This window comes from Mucilaginibacter sp. cycad4 (assembly GCF_034263275.1).
Lineage (GTDB): Bacteria > Bacteroidota > Bacteroidia > Sphingobacteriales > Sphingobacteriaceae > Mucilaginibacter.
Genome location: NZ_CP139559.1, coordinates 5165668 through 5180632 on the forward strand (window position 1 = coordinate 5165668; position 14965 = coordinate 5180632).

A 14965-nucleotide genomic window follows, 5' to 3' on the forward strand; every position below is an offset into this window, starting at 1 on the left:
TTCGGCGCTAAAATAACAGATTTTCCCGTGATTTTATTTTTTTTGGGTCAATCTTTACTGCTGCAACTATCTCAGGTATTTTATTGAGCGATGAGATGATCGTATCAAGCTCATTATCATCTATATAGTTACGGATCATTAAAAAATAGTCGGCACTTTTTATTTCAGGAACCAGGTAACCATCTGAGCCTTTATTGCCTATAAAGAAGAAATCTGTTTCGGTGGTTTCCCAGCTGTAGCGGTATAATGAAAACAAAACAGGTTCAGCCCCGGGGTAAATATCTACTTCCAGGTCATCAGTTTTTGCGAAATTAAAATTCAAGTACTTGTTTATAAGAAAACAAACCCGGTAATCTTTAAGTGAGCTTGTTACTGCAATGAGCACAAAATCAAAATCGATCTCAAACTTTAAAAATTTCCTGTTCAAAATCATTACTTTTACGCCGTCAAAATTACTAATACAAACCGTTTCAATAAAATTTTGTTTAGAGATTTATATTGTAAAAGTTTTAGATTTGTTTATTGACAGAATTTATTTTTCTTTGCACTGAATTTTTATTAATCATTAAACTATAAAGACTATGTCTGATATCGCTTCAAGAGTAAAAGCTATTATCGTAGAAAAACTGGGTGTTGACGAAAGTGAAGTTACGCCAGAAGCGAGTTTCACCAATGATCTTGGTGCCGACTCGTTAGACACCGTGGAATTAATCATGGAGTTTGAAAAAGAATTTAACGTGGCTATTCCTGACGATCAGGCTGAAACTATTGGTACTGTTGGCCAGGCAGTTGCTTACCTTGAAAAAAACGTTAAATAAAACTCCCTAACTGGATTAAATGGAGTTTAAAAGAGTTGTAGTAACCGGGCTTGGAGCACTTACTCCTATTGGCAACACTGTTTCAGATTATTGGAACGGACTGATCAATGGAGTAAGTGGCGCTGCCTTGATCAAAAGTTTTGATACCGAAAAATTCAAAACTAAGTTTGCGTGCGAAGTTAAAGGCTTTGACGCGGATGGTTTTTTGGGCCGTAAAGACGCCCGCAAATTAGATCCTTTTGTACAATACGCCTTATTTTCAACCGAAGAAGCCGTAAAAGACGCGGGATTAGATTTCTCAAAACTGGATACCAGCCGCATTGGCGTTATCTGGGGCTCGGGTATCGGAGGTTTAAAAACCTTCCTTGACGAGGTGATGGCCTTTGCCAAAGGCGATGGCTCTCCACGTTTTAACCCGTTCTTCATCCCTAAAATGATTGCCGATATTGCCCCCGGCCATATATCTATTAAATATGGTTTGCGCGGCCCTAACTTCACTACCGTTTCGGCATGTGCTTCATCAAATAACTCACTGATCGACTCTTTTAACTATATCCGTTTGGGTAAAGCTAATATGTTCATCAGCGGTGGTTCTGAAGCTATCATCAACGAAGCCGGTATAGGTGGTTTTAACGCCATGCATGCATTATCAACCCGTAACGATGACCCGGCAACAGCATCACGTCCGTTTGACCTGGACAGGGATGGTTTTGTGGCCGGTGAAGGAGCAGGTACTATTATTTTAGAGGAATTAGAACATGCTAAAGCCCGCGGCGCTAAAATATACGCTGAAATGGTGGGTGGCGGCATGAGCGCCGATGCCTATCACATGACAGCACCTCATCCCGATGGCTTAGGTGCCGCATTTGTAATGCGCGCAGCCCTCGAAGATGCTAACCTTAGCCCTGCCGATATTGATTATGTGAACGTTCACGGCACATCAACCCCAATCGGTGATCCGCAGGAAATTAAAGCAATACAGGATGTGTTTGGCGATGATATTTACCGTATCAACATCAGCTCAACCAAATCAATGACAGGCCATTTATTGGGTGCTGCCGGTGCGGTTGAAGCTATTGCATCGATACTGGCATTAAAACATGGTATCATCCCTCCAACCATTAATCACTTTACTGATGATCCGGCGTTTGATCCTAAGATCAATTTCACTTTTAATACCGCCCAAAAACGCGATATTAATATAGTGCAAAGCAACGGATTTGGTTTTGGCGGACACAATGCTTCTGTAATATTTAAAAAGTACGAAGATTAATTGTGGTTTGATGCCTATAAGTCGGTTCTACAAGCTTTATATATCACCCAACAGAAAGTATGTTAAAATTTTAAAGAATTTGCTCGGCTTTGTGCCGGGCAATTTGTCTTTATACCGCATGGCTTTCCGTCATAAGTCGGTAGCACAAAACATCAAGAAGGGGGTGAAGAACAGTAACGAACGCCTTGAGTTTTTAGGCGATGCCGTACTGGGCAGTGTTGTGGCTGAAGTTCTTTTTAAATTATACCCTTTTGAAGATGAGGGCTTTTTAACTGAATTACGCTCAAAAATTGTAAGCCGCGTAAACCTTAACGCACTCGGCAAAAAACTTGGCTTTGATAAGCTTATTGAGTATGATAACCGCATGCTTAACTCAAGCAGGCAGGGGTCATTGCTGGGCGATGCATTTGAAGCCCTGATAGGAGCGGTTTATTTGGATAAGGGGTATGACTTTACCAAAAATTTCCTGATCAACCACATCATAAAACCTCATATTGATATCCATAAGCTTGAGCAAACGGAAACCAATTTTAAGAGCAAGCTTATTGAATGGTGCCAGCGCCATGGCCGCGATATTATTTTTGAACTGGTAACCAACCAGGATGGTGAAAGCACCAAGCTTTTCACCGTACAGGCCAATGTTGATGGCGAAATTATGGGCTCGGGTAAAGAGTTCAGTAAAAAGAATGCCGAAAAGCTTGCTGCAGAAAAAGCCTGCGAAGCATTAGGCATCTGATTCCAAAAGTTATTTTGATGATTATAGCGGTGGTTGCTTTTCCTTTTTAAGCTGTACCGGCCCCTCACCCAGTTTAACAGTTGAATCCGGCACGATGAATGTCGGGCTGTTTAACTTCTCAAGCTTATCTTTGTCACTACTGCTTTTATAATATTCATATGCGCGTATAGTGTGCTTAATCAGGTCATAATCAGTCCAGGCTTTGATATCCTTGTATGTGGGCGTGTAATAATTCATGAACTTACGCGCCAGGCTATCGGTAGCCAGGCCGGTATATTGTTTCACAAATGGGATGTTGTAATGTTTGTGAATTTCGGCCTGCTCCAGCTCGCTTTGAGCATTTTGGGCAAAGCGGCGTGCACGATTAGGAGTCGTTCCCAAAAGCTCGTAAAGGCCGGTTACGGGGTTGCTCAAAAAAGATAATGCAGGCGGCTTTCCATTATAATAAGTCCCCTGTTTCTTATAATCATTCAATACCTGGTTTATCTCCTGCCTTTTGGTTTGGCCAACCACTTTTACCTCGTCAAGTTTTATAATTGGCTGCATGTAAACAGGCATGTCGCTATTATTCAGCACCACTACTTTTTGGGGGGTGTAGTCATCCCGGGTAAAAAGCAGGGTATCGCCAACACGGGTTTTTATACTAAACCAGCCTACATCATCACTAAGTATCAGTGTTTTGGTATTCAGATCTTTAACAAAAACCTGTCCTACACGCTCATTGGTCACCTTTTTTGAGATAACACCCTTTACCGTAAACTCCTGGGCCGAAACATGAACGGCAATGAGGCATAGAACGCCTGTTACAAGCAGGTATAAATAGTTGCGCATCAGTGATAATTGAACGTAAATATAGGAACTGTATTTTATTTGAAATGTGAAAAAGTGTTAAAGAGCTTCGCTCTGGCGGTTAGAGGTTAGAGATTGGAGGTTAGTTTTTTCTTTTTTTAAGTGATGAATTCTCTCCATTCTCGCTATTGAATTTATTTCAAATCCGAAATCGAACATTCGAAATCCGAGATAGCCTAACCTCTAATCTCCGATCTCTAACCTCTAACTAAAATTGCTATCTTTGCGCATGATAAAATCCATGACAGGGTATGGAATTGCCAGTTTTGATTCGGGCAGTACAAAATACACCGTAGAGGTTAAATCCCTGAACAGCAAATTTTTAGAATTATCGCTTCGTTTGCCGAAGATTTTTGCCGAAAAAGAGTTTCAGCTGCGTAATGACTGCAGCAAGCTTATCGAACGCGGTAAGGTTAATTTATCTATCAATACCGAACAGGTAAGCCAGGCGATAAAAGCAGCCGGCATTGATAAAGACCTGCTTAAACATTATTATAATCAGCTTAAAACGGTAAGTGAAGAGTTGGGTGAGCCAACCGGCAACCTGCTTCAGTTGGCATTGGGCTTACCCGAAGTAGTGAAATACGAAGAAGATACCATATCCGAAGATGAGTGGAAAGCCGTTGAGAAAACCTTTCAACAAGCTATGGCGGCTTTCCAGGATTTCAGGGCACAGGAAGGCAATGTTATTGAACTGGAGATTAAAGGGCGTATTAACACCATATTAAAAAACCTTGACCTTGTTGAGCTGGAAGATCCTAAACGGGTTCCTTTGATCAGGGAGCGCCTCGATACATTTTTAGCCGAAGCCGCAAGCCGCGAAGCTATAGATCAAAACCGGTTTGAACAGGAGCTGATCTACTATATTGATAAACTTGATATAACCGAAGAAAAGGTAAGGCTCAAAGCGCATTGCGAATACTTTATCGAAACCCTAAAAAATGCCGACGCAAACGGTAAAAAACTGGGTTTCATTTCGCAGGAAATTGGCCGCGAAATCAATACATTAGGCTCAAAAGCCAATGATGCCAACATCCAGAAACTGGTAGTAGGCATGAAAGAAGAGCTTGAAAAAATTAAAGAACAACTGTTAAACGTATTGTAGTATAGTCATTAAGTCACTGGGTCATTAAGTCATTATTGCTTTGCCGGCGATTTTGAAAAATGAGGCAATGACTTAATGACCTAATGACGTATTGACCAATGACCAAAGAAGGTAAACTCATCATATTTTCGGCTCCGTCGGGTGCTGGTAAAACAACCATAGTACATCATTTGCTGGGGAAGATCCCTGAGCTTGAATTTTCCATTTCGGCCACCACGCGTGAGCGCCGCGGCGATGAAGTGCATGAGCAGGACTATTATTTTATAAGCAAAGAAGAATTTTTGCACCGCATTGCCAAAAAGCAGTTTGTTGAGTTTGAAGAGGTTTATACCGGTACTTTTTATGGCACGCTCCGTACCGAAATTGAGCGCATCTGGGCAAAAGGAAAAACGGTAATATTTGACATAGACGTAGAAGGGGGACTTCACCTTAAACGCAAATATGGCCCCCAGGCGCTGGCCATATTTGTACAGCCACCATCACTTGAAGTTTTAATTGAAAGATTGACCGGCCGCGGCACTGATAGCGAAGAAAAACTGAAAGAACGCTTTGCCAAAGCAGAAAAAGAGCTTAAATACGCTCCGCAATTTGATATTATACTCAAAAATTACGATCTTGAAACGGCTTGCACAGAGGCGGAAGAATTGGTGAGTAACTTTATTAGCCCCCCGGCCCCCTGAAGGGGGAGTGCGAAAAACTCATTTTGTACACCGGGTTAGCTTAATCTATAAAACTTTTTTAATTCCCCCTTTAGGGGGTTAGGGGGCACAACATGAAGATAGGCTTACTGTTTGGTTCGTTTAATCCTATACATATAGGGCATTTGATCATAGCCAATTATATGGCAAACCATACTTCACTTGATAAGGTATGGCTGGTGGTATCGCCCCAAAATCCGCTAAAAAAGTATGGCGACCTGATCAACACCTATGACAGATTGGAGATGGCCCGCCTGGCTACTGATAATGCAACCAACATTAGTGTGAGCGACGTTGAGCTGAAATTACCCCAGCCATCATATACCATTGATACGCTTGCTCATTTAAAGGAAAAATATCCTGAGCATGAATTTGCCCTCATCATGGGTTCGGATAATCTTGGCTCACTGCATAAGTGGAAAAACTATAAGCTTATCCTGCGCGATTACCGCATTTATGTGTACCCGCGCCCCGGCTATGAAAACGCCGAACTGGCCGATCACCCTTCGGTTACCATTACCATGACCCCGCTTATGGAACTTTCGGCAACATTTATCCGCAAATCAATTGCCGAAAAAAAGAATGTTCAATTCTTTGTACCAGATCCGGTTTTAAAATTTATTGAGAGCAAGAGTTTGTACAGATAGATATAACCATTCCCACGTCCGTGTCCTCACGGGCGCTTTTTTATTGTATACAGGTTGGCCGCGGGGACACGGCCAACAGGGGGATTATATGGTTTATCCCCCGGTCATTGCGAGGTACGAAGCAATCGCGAATTAGACAGAGCCGCTCTGCCTCTCGGGGATTGCTTCGTGCCTCCAATGACGGGTTAAGAAGCTATTCCCACGTCCGTATCCTCACGAACGCTTTTTTATTGTATATTAGGTTGGCCGTGGGACACGGCCAACGGGGGGTATAGAGCCTCTGTTTACCCTATGAAATGATATAAAAACACAACTTCGCCCGTAAACGCCGGTTTGCGCTGATCTTTTATTTCAAGTTCGATGGCCATGGTGGATTTGGTTGTGCCACGAAGGTTAAGCAAGCTGGTCAGCTTTACTTTTAACCGTACTTCATTATCAACCAGCACAGGCTGTGCAAAACGAAGGTTTTCGATACCGTAATTAATTTCCATTTTCAGGTTTTCAATCTTCACAATCTCTTTCCATAGGTGAGGAATGAGTGAAAGTGTAAGGTAGCCATGTGCTATGGTTGATTTAAACGGGCTTTCGGTTTTTGCCCTTTCAGGGTCGGTATGGATCCATTGGTGATCGAGGGTTGCATCGGCAAATTTGTTGATCTGCTCCTGCGTAATAGTGTGCCATGATGATACGCCAAGGTCGTTACCAACCTGCTGTTCAAACTCCTGAAAACTGCTAATTACAATCATATTGGTTTATTGATAGTTAGGTTTTTTTATATTGAAGCCGCAAAGGTATTAAATTATAGTGTTTATTCGCCCAGTAATGCCTTTAAGCTTTCCAGTGTATCAGCCTCTTCTTTGGGCTTATCATGCCGCCACCTCAGGATCCGCGGGAAACGCAATGCTATGCCCGATTTATGGCGGGTTGATTTGTTAATGCCCTCAAAGCCTATCTCAAACACCAGCTCGGGCTTTACGGTGCGTACCGGCCCGAATTTTTCGATGGTATTGCGTTTTATAAAATAATCAACCTTGTTGATCTCCGCGTCGGTAAGGCCCGAATAAGCCTTGGCAAAAGGCACCAGCTTATCGCCATCCCAAACAGCGAAGGTGTAATCGGTGTATAGATCAGCCCGGCGGCCATGACCTTTTTGGGCGTAAATCATCACGGCATCAACCGATAGCGGATCGATCTTCCATTTCCACCAATCGCCCCTGCGGCGGCCCACCTGGTAGGCCGCGCTTTTGCGTTTCAGCATGATCCCCTCGGCTATCATAGCGCGCGACTGTTCCCTGATACTTCCAAGATGCTCCCAGCTTTCGAACTGAATCAGCGATGAAATACGGAATACTTCGGAATATAGTGTTTCTGTTTGTAACCGCTCCAAAATTTCCCTTCTTTCGGTTTGGGTTTTATAGCGGATATCTTCACCGTTATGTTCCAGGCAATCATAAGCAATAACGGCCACCGGGCTTTCTTCCAGGATCTTTTTGCTGAGATTTTTTCTGCCGATACGCGTTTGCAGCACATTAAAAGGCATAGGCAAGCCATTTTGGAAACTGAGGATCTCGCCGTCAATCACCGTACCATCGGGCAGGGCATTTAAAAAGAGATGCAACTCAGGAAACTTTTCAGTTGCCAGATCTTCCCCACGGCTCCAGATAAATATTTCACCACCCCTCTTGATCATTTGTGCACGGATCCCATCCCACTTCCACTCAGCCTGCCAGTCGGCGGCATCACCGAGGGCGATCCCTACTTCGGCAGGTGTTTTTTGTTTTTCGGACGTTTCCTGGATAGGATAAGCTAAAAAGAATGGGTAAGGCCGGGAGATATTTGCTTCGGCATCCTGCTCCTCCATTAATTGCGAAAACTGATAAGTTTCGGGCAGCCAACTCCCCATAATGCGATGGGTAAGTACGGCAGGTTCCAGTCCGGAGATATCAGCGAGTGCCTTGATTACCAAATTTTGCGATACCCCTACCCTGAAACTGCCGGTAAGCAATTTGTTAAATACAAAGCGTTCCTGGCTATCCAGCATTGCCCATGATCCCATCAGCCATTCTTTTTTCTGCTCTTCGGTTTTATCGTTAAGGGCATTGATCTCGGCTATCCATTCGGTAAGTGTTTTGCTGCTGCCTGCATCACTTTGAGGCATAAGTAGCGCCATAGTTTCAGCCAGGTCGCCCACTACATGATAACTTTCTTCAAACAGCCAGGCCGGGATGTGTGATGCCTCGATAGCCCAGTTACGCACCAAGGTTGAGTTGATCTGCCGTTTTGGCCGCCTCCCTGTGAACAGGGCAAGCATGTGCATTTTATCGGTATCGGGGACAGCGTTGAAGTAGTCTTTTAGTACTTTGACCTTCTCGTTGGTTTTGTTGGTTTCATCAAGCGAGAGGAAGAGTTGGGCGAAGGCTTTCATGATACCCCTCCTAAATCCTCCCCGAGGTGGAGGACTTTCTTTTCTGATTCTCCGGCGTTGGAAGCCTCCCCTTCGGGGAGGTTGGAGGGGTCCTCCTCCCCTCCATACAATGTATGCACCTCCCGGGCATTAAAACCAATCTCATTTAAATATCTTGAAAACGAGGCTGTGTATCCATGGGTGAGGTAAACGCATTCGCAACCAGTAGCGTCAATAGCGCTAATGAGGCCATCCCAATCGGCATGGTCAGAAAGCACAAAGCCCCTGTCGGCAGCACGACGGCGTTTAGCACCACGGATAGCCATCCAACCAGAACAATAACCAAAACTATACGGTTGAAACTTCCGCATCCAGGGCGTGCCTACCGATGAGGGCGGCGCTAAAATGATGCCTTTGCGTACCTCTTCTTTCGAACTTTCAGGGGTTATCCGCTCGGTTGGGTTTAGCAATACGCCATTACGACGCAGGGCTTCGTTGGTATTTTCGATAACGCCGTGCGTATAAACCTTGCCGTTAAACAAATCGAGATTTTGCAAAATGCGCTGGGCTTTTCCTAACGAATAGCCCACCAATACAGTAGCCATCCCACTATGCAGGTTACCGCGCCACCAGTTATTGATCTCATTAAAAGTTTGCACTTGTGGCTTCCATTGATAAACCGGCATCCCGAAAGTACACTCTGAGATAAAGTGATGGCATTTAACCGGCTCGAAAGGTGTGGAGATCCCGTCGTTTTCTACCTTATAATCACCGGATACTACCCAAACCTCACCCTGGTGCTCGACACGAATTTGGGCTGAACCTATTACATGGCCGGCAGGATATAAAGATACACTTACACCATTCTTGTGAATAATTTCGCCGTATTCCACAGTTTGGAGGTTGATTTCGCCAAGACGATATAGTAATACCTCGCGTGAGAGATGGTGTGCTAAATAATGTTTATGCCCCCAATAAGCATGATCGGCATGGGCGTGTGTTATTACTGCATCATCAACCGGCTTCCAGGGGTCTATATAAAATTTTCCCTGCGCGCAGTAGATCCCTTTATCAGTAAACTCAAGCAGCGGTTTTTTAGCCATGCTATATAAACTACTGATAAGCAAATTGGTTTGGAGCGCGCCCCGGCCCCTTAAAGGGGGGCTTTAAAATTCAAAAAAAATGTCATTTCGAGTGAGCAGCGGGAAGGGAACGAAGGCCGGGGGGCGAAAGAGAAATCTCCTATACACCCTGCCAGCGGCTATGCATGGCGTATAAGATTTCTCCTCTCGCTGCCGCACTGCCTTCGCATGTTCGTCGAAATGACATTTCTTTTATTTTGAGGGTTATTTAAACCACAACTTCGCCTGCTTCTCATCAACCTGCAATCCGACCTCCCGCCCGAGCACCAGGCTATTATTATCCGGGATATGCCCTGCCGGGAAATCGAAACATACCGGGTAACCATAATCTTTGACAATCTCCGTCACTATTTGCGGCACTGTTTGGCCAAAGGGGATTTCGTTATCTTTAATATCAGTAAAGCCGCCTACTACCAGGCCGGAGAGGTTTCTTAGTTTACCGGCCCTGTCCAACATCCGCAGCATCCGGTCTACCGAATAAAGGTACTCGCCGACATCCTCAATAAACAGGATCTTTCCTGCATAATTTAAATCAGATACCGAACCTGCAGATGCTACCAGCAGCGATAAATTACCGCCCACTATCAGGCCTGAGGCTTCACCGGACTTATTGGTGCCATGTGTAGTAAATTCATAGCTTAATTCTTCGCCAAACAGGGCTCTCCGTAAAGTATCTATCGAATGTTTGGATGCATCAGGGATGTTAATCGGCATTTGCCCGTGAATGGTTTGGGCACCATAGTTGGTGAACAGATGGGCATGTAACAATGTTATATCGCTAAAGCCAATGAGCCATTTAGGATTTTGTGCAAAACGGCTAAAATCAACCTTGTCAATCATCCTCACGGTTCCATAACCGCCACGAGCCGCTATGATGGCTTTGATGCTATCATCATTAATAAATCGCTGCATATCGGCTGCCCTGAAATCATCATCACCGGCAAACTGATGAAATGAAGCATCTACGGTATCACCCAACACAACTTCCAGGCCCCAGCTTTGTAGTAGTTCCACCGCGTCGGTCATCGGGTTGGGGAGTTTTTTTGCAGGACAGGTAATGGCTATTTTGTCGCCTTTTTTAAGGTACGGAGGTTGAGTTTGAACCATGATTTAAAGATTGAACGATTGCCTTGATGATAATAAACAAAAAATCAAGAAATCCTTGAATCATGAGCATCACGGTTCAGGTATTTTTCCGACTTAAAAAATTTATCTTTGCACACTATTTACCAAGGCGATATTTAATGTCACAACTCAACAAATATAAACGATTCACCATTACATCGGCCTTGCCTTATGCAAACGGCCCCTTACATATCGGTCACCTGGCGGGTGCTTACCTGCCGGCAGATATTTTTGTGCGGTATTTAAGGCTTAAAAAAAAGGATGTAGTGTATATATGCGGCTCGGATGAGCATGGCGCGGCCATTACCATCAAAGCCAAAAAAGAAGATACTACCCCGCAGGCCATCATCGATAAATATCACAAACAAATAAAAGATAGTTTTGAGGAGTTTGGGATTGCTTTCGATATTTACCACCGCACCTCATCGCCCATTCATCATGAGCTGAGCCAGGAGTTTTTCCTGAACTTATACGAAAAGGATGAGTTTGTTGAGAAATTCTCCGACCAGTATTTTGACGAGGACTACCAGCAGTTTCTGGCCGACCGTTACATCATCGGTACCTGCCCTAATTGCGGTAATGAAAATGCCTATGGCGATCAGTGCGAGCGTTGCGGTACCTCACTTAGCCCTACCGACCTCATCAACCCCATCTCAACCCTGAGCGGTAAAACCCCGGTGCTTAAATCAACCAAACACTGGTACCTGCCGCTTGATAAATACCAGCCATGGTTAGAGCAGTGGATTGACGCCAAGGAAGGCAGCTGGAAAGTGAACGTTTTTGGCCAGTGCAAATCATGGCTTAAATCGGGCCTCCAGCCCCGCTCCATGACCCGCGACCTTGACTGGGGTATCGATGTACCGCTGGCCGAAGCCAAAGGCAAAAAGCTTTACGTATGGATGGATGCGCCTATCGGCTATATTTCGGCAACCAAGCAATGGGCTATTGACCATAATAAAGACTGGAAGCTATACTGGAAAAAACAGGCCGACGAGCAGGATGATTCTTGTTTGCTGCATTTTATTGGTAAAGATAATATCGTATTCCACTGTATTATTTTCCCATCCATACTGCACGCGCACGGCGAATATATTTTGCCTCAAAATGTGCCTGCCAACGAATTTTTAAATTTAGAGGGTGATAAGCTTTCAACTTCGCGCAATCACGCGGTTTGGCTGCATGAATATCTTGAAGAGTTCCCCGGCAAACAGGATGAATTACGCTACGTGCTAACCTCTATCCTACCCGAAACCAGCGACAGCGAATTTACCTGGAAAGATTACCAGGCCCGTGTAAATAATGAACTGGTAGCTATCCTGGGTAACTTCGTAAACCGGGTAATGATATTGATGCATAAGTTTTACGGTGGTAAAATTGAAGCTGACACCGACAGGATTGAATTTACCGACGGAAGCCTGAGCACCGGCATCGGCGAATATTATGATGAGATAGAGAAAAACCTTGAGGCTTACCGTTATCGCCAGGCTTTACAGGCCGTAATGGATATGGCCCGTTTAGGTAACCGCTACCTTACCGAAAAAGAACCATGGAAAACCATTAAAACAGATCCTGCTGCTGCTAAAGAAGCGTTGCACAACTGTTTGGTGCTGATTGGTCATCTGGCTACTGCCGCGCAGGCATTTTTACCGGCTACAGCTAAAAAGATCATTACCATGCTTAACCTGCCTAACGAGCCAATAGCTTACGACCAGGAAATGTATTTCAACAACGGTCACCAGTTAAACCCCGCAGCCCTGCTGTTTGAAAAGGTAGAGGATGATGTAATAGAAGCAGAGCTTAAAAAGCTATCTGATAAGAAAGCCGCTGCCGCTCCGCCAAAATCGGCCGACGTGTTGCCCGCAAAGGAAAACGTTAATTACGAAACCTTTGCTACCATGGATATCCGCACCGGTACCATTTTAGCCGCCGAAAAGGTTGCCAAAACCAAAAAGCTGCTGAAACTGACCATTGACACAGGCATCGACGAGCGCACCGTAGTATCGGGCATTGCCGAATATTACGAGCCGGAAAACATCATCGGACAAAAAGTAAGCATCCTGGTAAACCTGGAGCCAAGGGAAATCAAAGGCATCGTATCGCAAGGCATGATCCTGATGGCTGAAAACAGCGAAGGCAAGCTAAGTTTTGTTGCTCCAACCGAAGATTTTCACAACGGCGCAGTGATTCGCTAAATGTGCAGATTCCAGGTTTGCAGATGTGCAAATGAAGTATGTTTAAATTTTGATTTTAGGGTGTGATTTTTCAATGAAAAATTGCACCTTTGCAAACTAAATAAAAGATCGGCTCTTTTGGGGGTTGATTTTTAAAAGGTCCCGTAGTTCAACGGATAGAATAGGAGTTTCCTAAACTCTAGATATGAGTTCGATTCTCGTCGGGACCACAAAACAGTTTAAAGCCTTTAGTCGTAAGTCTGGAGGCTTTTTTTGTGAAACGATGTTTTTTCGGTTAGCTATAATTCGCAACGATGTACATCAATTGCATTACTTTTTGGAAGCTATTTGAGCGTGAGATTGAGCAATTTTTGCTTTTGCAGCGTCCATCTTTTCCTTTTTTAGATGAGACTCCAATTTTTCATCTAAAATTAATTCGATACCCACTTTGACAGCTTCAAAATGCATCAAACATTCGTTTTCTTCTAAAGCATGTATGCCAACACTCAAAATACCATAAAGCTGTTTGTTTTCAACTAAGAATTCGGGTAGATAATCTTTTAATGCTTGAATTTTTTCATCCATTCTTAGTCTTACGAAATCGTCTTCCTTAATGGCACTGTCTTTTATAGCTTGCGACTTTGCATCTTCTATTAAATATTCAAAAACTCGGCGCAGATATACAAAAGACCCGACACCTACGCCATTTGCCGCTAAACCTATTGCTTTAGCAACTTCTTTCAGCTTATCATTGGGAATGACCTTTTTATACTTATTTAATTCGCTAAGATGGAAATCGGCTATAGAAGGGTATTGTCCAACCTTTGTAAATACACCTGCTTCCTTATCCAAAAATAAATAATAATAGAAATTAAATCCTGTTCGCATACATTGAATAATAATCGTATGAAAACCTCCATTAGAGTCAAATGCTGTGGTAGTAGTTGTTAGACCGTTAAAAGTTGTTTTTTCTTTTATTCTAGGGTTAAAACCGTCAATTTTTATATTACTTAAATTGCATATTTTGTGAAATATAGGCTGATTATGATTCGTTAATTGAATTTGTGTATATATTGGTAAATCAAAGAAAAAATACTCTAATGTAAATTGCTGTTCCATACCTCGTTATTTAAACAAATATAGGATTTTATTATCTCTCCCGCCGATTGCCATGCCAGCGACGTCTTAGTTGCGAACCCCCTCACCGTGTTGTTCCTAAAACGAAAGAGTTTGAATTATCAAAAATTTCAGTAATCATCCTCTAAACCCGCAGCACAATACAAATCAGTCTCAAAAGAGTTCGAGTTTTGTAGTCTAAGGACCACATTTTAAGACAAAAGCCTTTAGACGGAAGCCTGAAGGCTTTTGGCTTAATTCTTTTTTAATGGAGGTAGGAACTTAACCTTACGAACGTCCGGCATCGGAATAGGACGTTGCACTTGTGATTCGAATAGAAATGTATCCTTGGGCAATTTAGGCTTTACAGTTTTATAGCTATTAATCACATAATAAAATACCTCAGCTGCAGTATTTGGCAAACTGGCCGACTGGGCCATTATATGTTTGACTTTGTTGCCGTAATGAATGAATATCTCTAAGCCTTGATCATCTACAGAATGCTGATAAGAGGTATCAAGATGCTTGTAATTGATATTCTCAAATTTAATATTTAAAGTATCCCAAAATCCCTGGCTTATTTTGCCTGAATAGAATCCTTTAAGTTTGCCTTCTTTAGCCCCATCTGGTGGCAAAGAAAAGTAAGTATCTCCACCAAAATATCTATATTCGAGCGAACTGTCAATGCTTGTTACAGTTGACTGACAAGGGCCGAAGCATCCACCGGTAGCTATCTCGATTTTAGTAATCTCATTTTTTCTTTGCCCATAATTACTACTATGGCAAGAGGATAACACAAAAGTTATAAAAATCAGAAATAGAATATTGTGCTTCATGGTTGTAGGTAGATACTAAGTTAGGATTTTATTGGTTCACCCTTG

The 14965-nt window shown here is 43.3% G+C and carries 15 protein-coding genes and 1 tRNA gene; 8 read left to right on the top strand and 8 right to left on the bottom strand.

Translation table 11 applies throughout. From position 1 onward, the window contains the following. Positions 1-7: 7 nt before the first annotated feature. Positions 8-427, bottom strand: coding sequence for an IPExxxVDY family protein (locus SNE26_RS20940; RefSeq protein WP_321555845.1), 420 nt, complete (start codon positions 425-427; stop codon positions 8-10). A gap of 154 nt (positions 428-581) precedes the next feature. On the opposite strand from SNE26_RS20940, the gene SNE26_RS20945 reads away from it, so the two are divergent. Genes SNE26_RS20945 through rnc form a run of 3 tightly spaced genes read left to right on the top strand, consistent with a single transcriptional unit; the run spans position 582 to position 2827 of the window. Next, complete coding sequence (locus SNE26_RS20945) at positions 582-818, top strand: acyl carrier protein (protein WP_031266521.1); 237 nt, start codon at positions 582-584, stop codon at positions 816-818. A gap of 19 nt (positions 819-837) precedes the next feature. Continuing rightward, positions 838-2091, top strand: a complete 1254-nt coding sequence (fabF, locus tag SNE26_RS20950; protein ID WP_321555846.1) for a beta-ketoacyl-ACP synthase II — start codon at positions 838-840, stop codon at positions 2089-2091. 10 nt (positions 2092-2101) lie between these two features. Next, positions 2102-2827, top strand: coding sequence for a ribonuclease III (rnc, locus tag SNE26_RS20955; protein WP_321555847.1), 726 nt, complete (start codon positions 2102-2104; stop codon positions 2825-2827). 21 nt (positions 2828-2848) lie between these two features. Here rnc and SNE26_RS20960 read toward each other — a convergent pair whose 3' ends face one another. Further along, positions 2849-3658, bottom strand: a complete 810-nt coding sequence (locus tag SNE26_RS20960; protein WP_321555848.1) for a hypothetical protein — start codon at positions 3656-3658, stop codon at positions 2849-2851. A 247-nt stretch (positions 3659-3905) separates the two neighbouring features. Between SNE26_RS20960 and SNE26_RS20965 the strand changes: the two genes are divergently transcribed. The 3 genes from SNE26_RS20965 (at position 3906) to nadD (ending at position 6126) form a co-directional block, all read left to right on the top strand. After that, positions 3906-4781, top strand: coding sequence for a YicC/YloC family endoribonuclease (locus tag SNE26_RS20965; RefSeq protein ID WP_321560049.1), 876 nt, complete (start codon positions 3906-3908; stop codon positions 4779-4781). A gap of 98 nt (positions 4782-4879) precedes the next feature. After that, entirely contained in the window at positions 4880-5461 is a 582-nt protein-coding gene (gmk, locus tag SNE26_RS20970) for a guanylate kinase (protein ID WP_321555849.1), read from the top strand. 92 nt (positions 5462-5553) lie between these two features. Beyond that, a complete protein-coding gene (nadD, locus tag SNE26_RS20975) occupies positions 5554-6126 on the top strand; it encodes a nicotinate (nicotinamide) nucleotide adenylyltransferase (protein WP_321555850.1) in 573 nt (190 codons plus the stop codon). Between the two features lie 284 nt (positions 6127-6410). Here nadD and SNE26_RS20980 read toward each other — a convergent pair whose 3' ends face one another. The 4 genes from SNE26_RS20980 to SNE26_RS20995 all read right to left on the bottom strand — a co-directional run bounded on the left by SNE26_RS20980 (position 6411) and on the right by SNE26_RS20995 (position 10779). Continuing rightward, a complete protein-coding gene (locus SNE26_RS20980; protein ID WP_090534746.1) occupies positions 6411-6872 on the bottom strand; it encodes a MaoC family dehydratase in 462 nt (153 codons plus the stop codon). A gap of 62 nt (positions 6873-6934) precedes the next feature. Then, positions 6935-8551, bottom strand: coding sequence for an ATP-dependent DNA ligase (locus tag SNE26_RS20985; RefSeq protein WP_321555851.1), 1617 nt, complete (start codon positions 8549-8551; stop codon positions 6935-6937). Beyond that, on the bottom strand, positions 8548-9633 hold the full coding sequence (locus SNE26_RS20990) for a ligase-associated DNA damage response exonuclease (RefSeq protein WP_321555852.1): 1086 nt from the start codon (positions 9631-9633) through the stop codon (positions 8548-8550). The genes SNE26_RS20985 and SNE26_RS20990 overlap by 4 nt, the downstream gene beginning before the upstream one ends. A 243-nt stretch (positions 9634-9876) precedes the next feature. Further along, positions 9877-10779: an LD-carboxypeptidase gene (locus tag SNE26_RS20995; protein WP_321555853.1), complete on the bottom strand. Its 903-nt coding sequence runs from the start codon at positions 10777-10779 to the stop codon at positions 9877-9879. Positions 10780-10916: 137 nt separating this feature from the next. Between SNE26_RS20995 and metG the strand changes: the two genes are divergently transcribed. Then, positions 10917-12989, top strand: a complete 2073-nt coding sequence (gene metG, locus SNE26_RS21000) for a methionine--tRNA ligase (protein WP_321555854.1) — start codon at positions 10917-10919, stop codon at positions 12987-12989. A gap of 137 nt (positions 12990-13126) precedes the next feature. Next, positions 13127-13198 (top strand) — tRNA-Arg (locus SNE26_RS21005). A 100-nt stretch (positions 13199-13298) separates the two neighbouring features. Here the strand turns inward: SNE26_RS21005 and SNE26_RS21010 are convergent. Beyond that, positions 13299-14087, bottom strand: coding sequence for a hypothetical protein (locus SNE26_RS21010; protein WP_321555855.1), 789 nt, complete (start codon positions 14085-14087; stop codon positions 13299-13301). A gap of 251 nt (positions 14088-14338) precedes the next feature. Continuing rightward, on the bottom strand, positions 14339-14920 hold the full coding sequence (locus tag SNE26_RS21015) for a DUF6438 domain-containing protein (RefSeq protein WP_321555856.1): 582 nt from the start codon (positions 14918-14920) through the stop codon (positions 14339-14341). Positions 14921-14965: the final 45 nt, after the last annotated feature.

Coding starts and splice junctions, on each gene's coding strand:
- SNE26_RS20945 (WP_031266521.1), top strand. CDS start 582: ATGTCTGATATCGCTTCAAGAGTAAAAGCTATTATCGTAGAAAAACTG.
- fabF (WP_321555846.1), top strand. CDS start 838: ATGGAGTTTAAAAGAGTTGTAGTAACCGGGCTTGGAGCACTTACTCCT.
- rnc (WP_321555847.1), top strand. CDS start 2,102: ATGCCTATAAGTCGGTTCTACAAGCTTTATATATCACCCAACAGAAAG.
- SNE26_RS20960 (WP_321555848.1), bottom strand. CDS start 3,658: ATGCGCAACTATTTATACCTGCTTGTAACAGGCGTTCTATGCCTCATT.
- SNE26_RS20965 (WP_321560049.1), top strand. CDS start 3,906: ATGATAAAATCCATGACAGGGTATGGAATTGCCAGTTTTGATTCGGGC.
- gmk (WP_321555849.1), top strand. CDS start 4,880: ATGACCAAAGAAGGTAAACTCATCATATTTTCGGCTCCGTCGGGTGCT.
- nadD (WP_321555850.1), top strand. CDS start 5,554: ATGAAGATAGGCTTACTGTTTGGTTCGTTTAATCCTATACATATAGGG.
- SNE26_RS20980 (WP_090534746.1), bottom strand. CDS start 6,872: ATGATTGTAATTAGCAGTTTTCAGGAGTTTGAACAGCAGGTTGGTAAC.
- SNE26_RS20985 (WP_321555851.1), bottom strand. CDS start 8,551: ATGAAAGCCTTCGCCCAACTCTTCCTCTCGCTTGATGAAACCAACAAA.
- SNE26_RS20990 (WP_321555852.1), bottom strand. CDS start 9,633: ATGGCTAAAAAACCGCTGCTTGAGTTTACTGATAAAGGGATCTACTGC.
- SNE26_RS20995 (WP_321555853.1), bottom strand. CDS start 10,779: ATGGTTCAAACTCAACCTCCGTACCTTAAAAAAGGCGACAAAATAGCC.
- metG (WP_321555854.1), top strand. CDS start 10,917: ATGTCACAACTCAACAAATATAAACGATTCACCATTACATCGGCCTTG.
- SNE26_RS21010 (WP_321555855.1), bottom strand. CDS start 14,087: ATGGAACAGCAATTTACATTAGAGTATTTTTTCTTTGATTTACCAATA.
- SNE26_RS21015 (WP_321555856.1), bottom strand. CDS start 14,920: ATGAAGCACAATATTCTATTTCTGATTTTTATAACTTTTGTGTTATCC.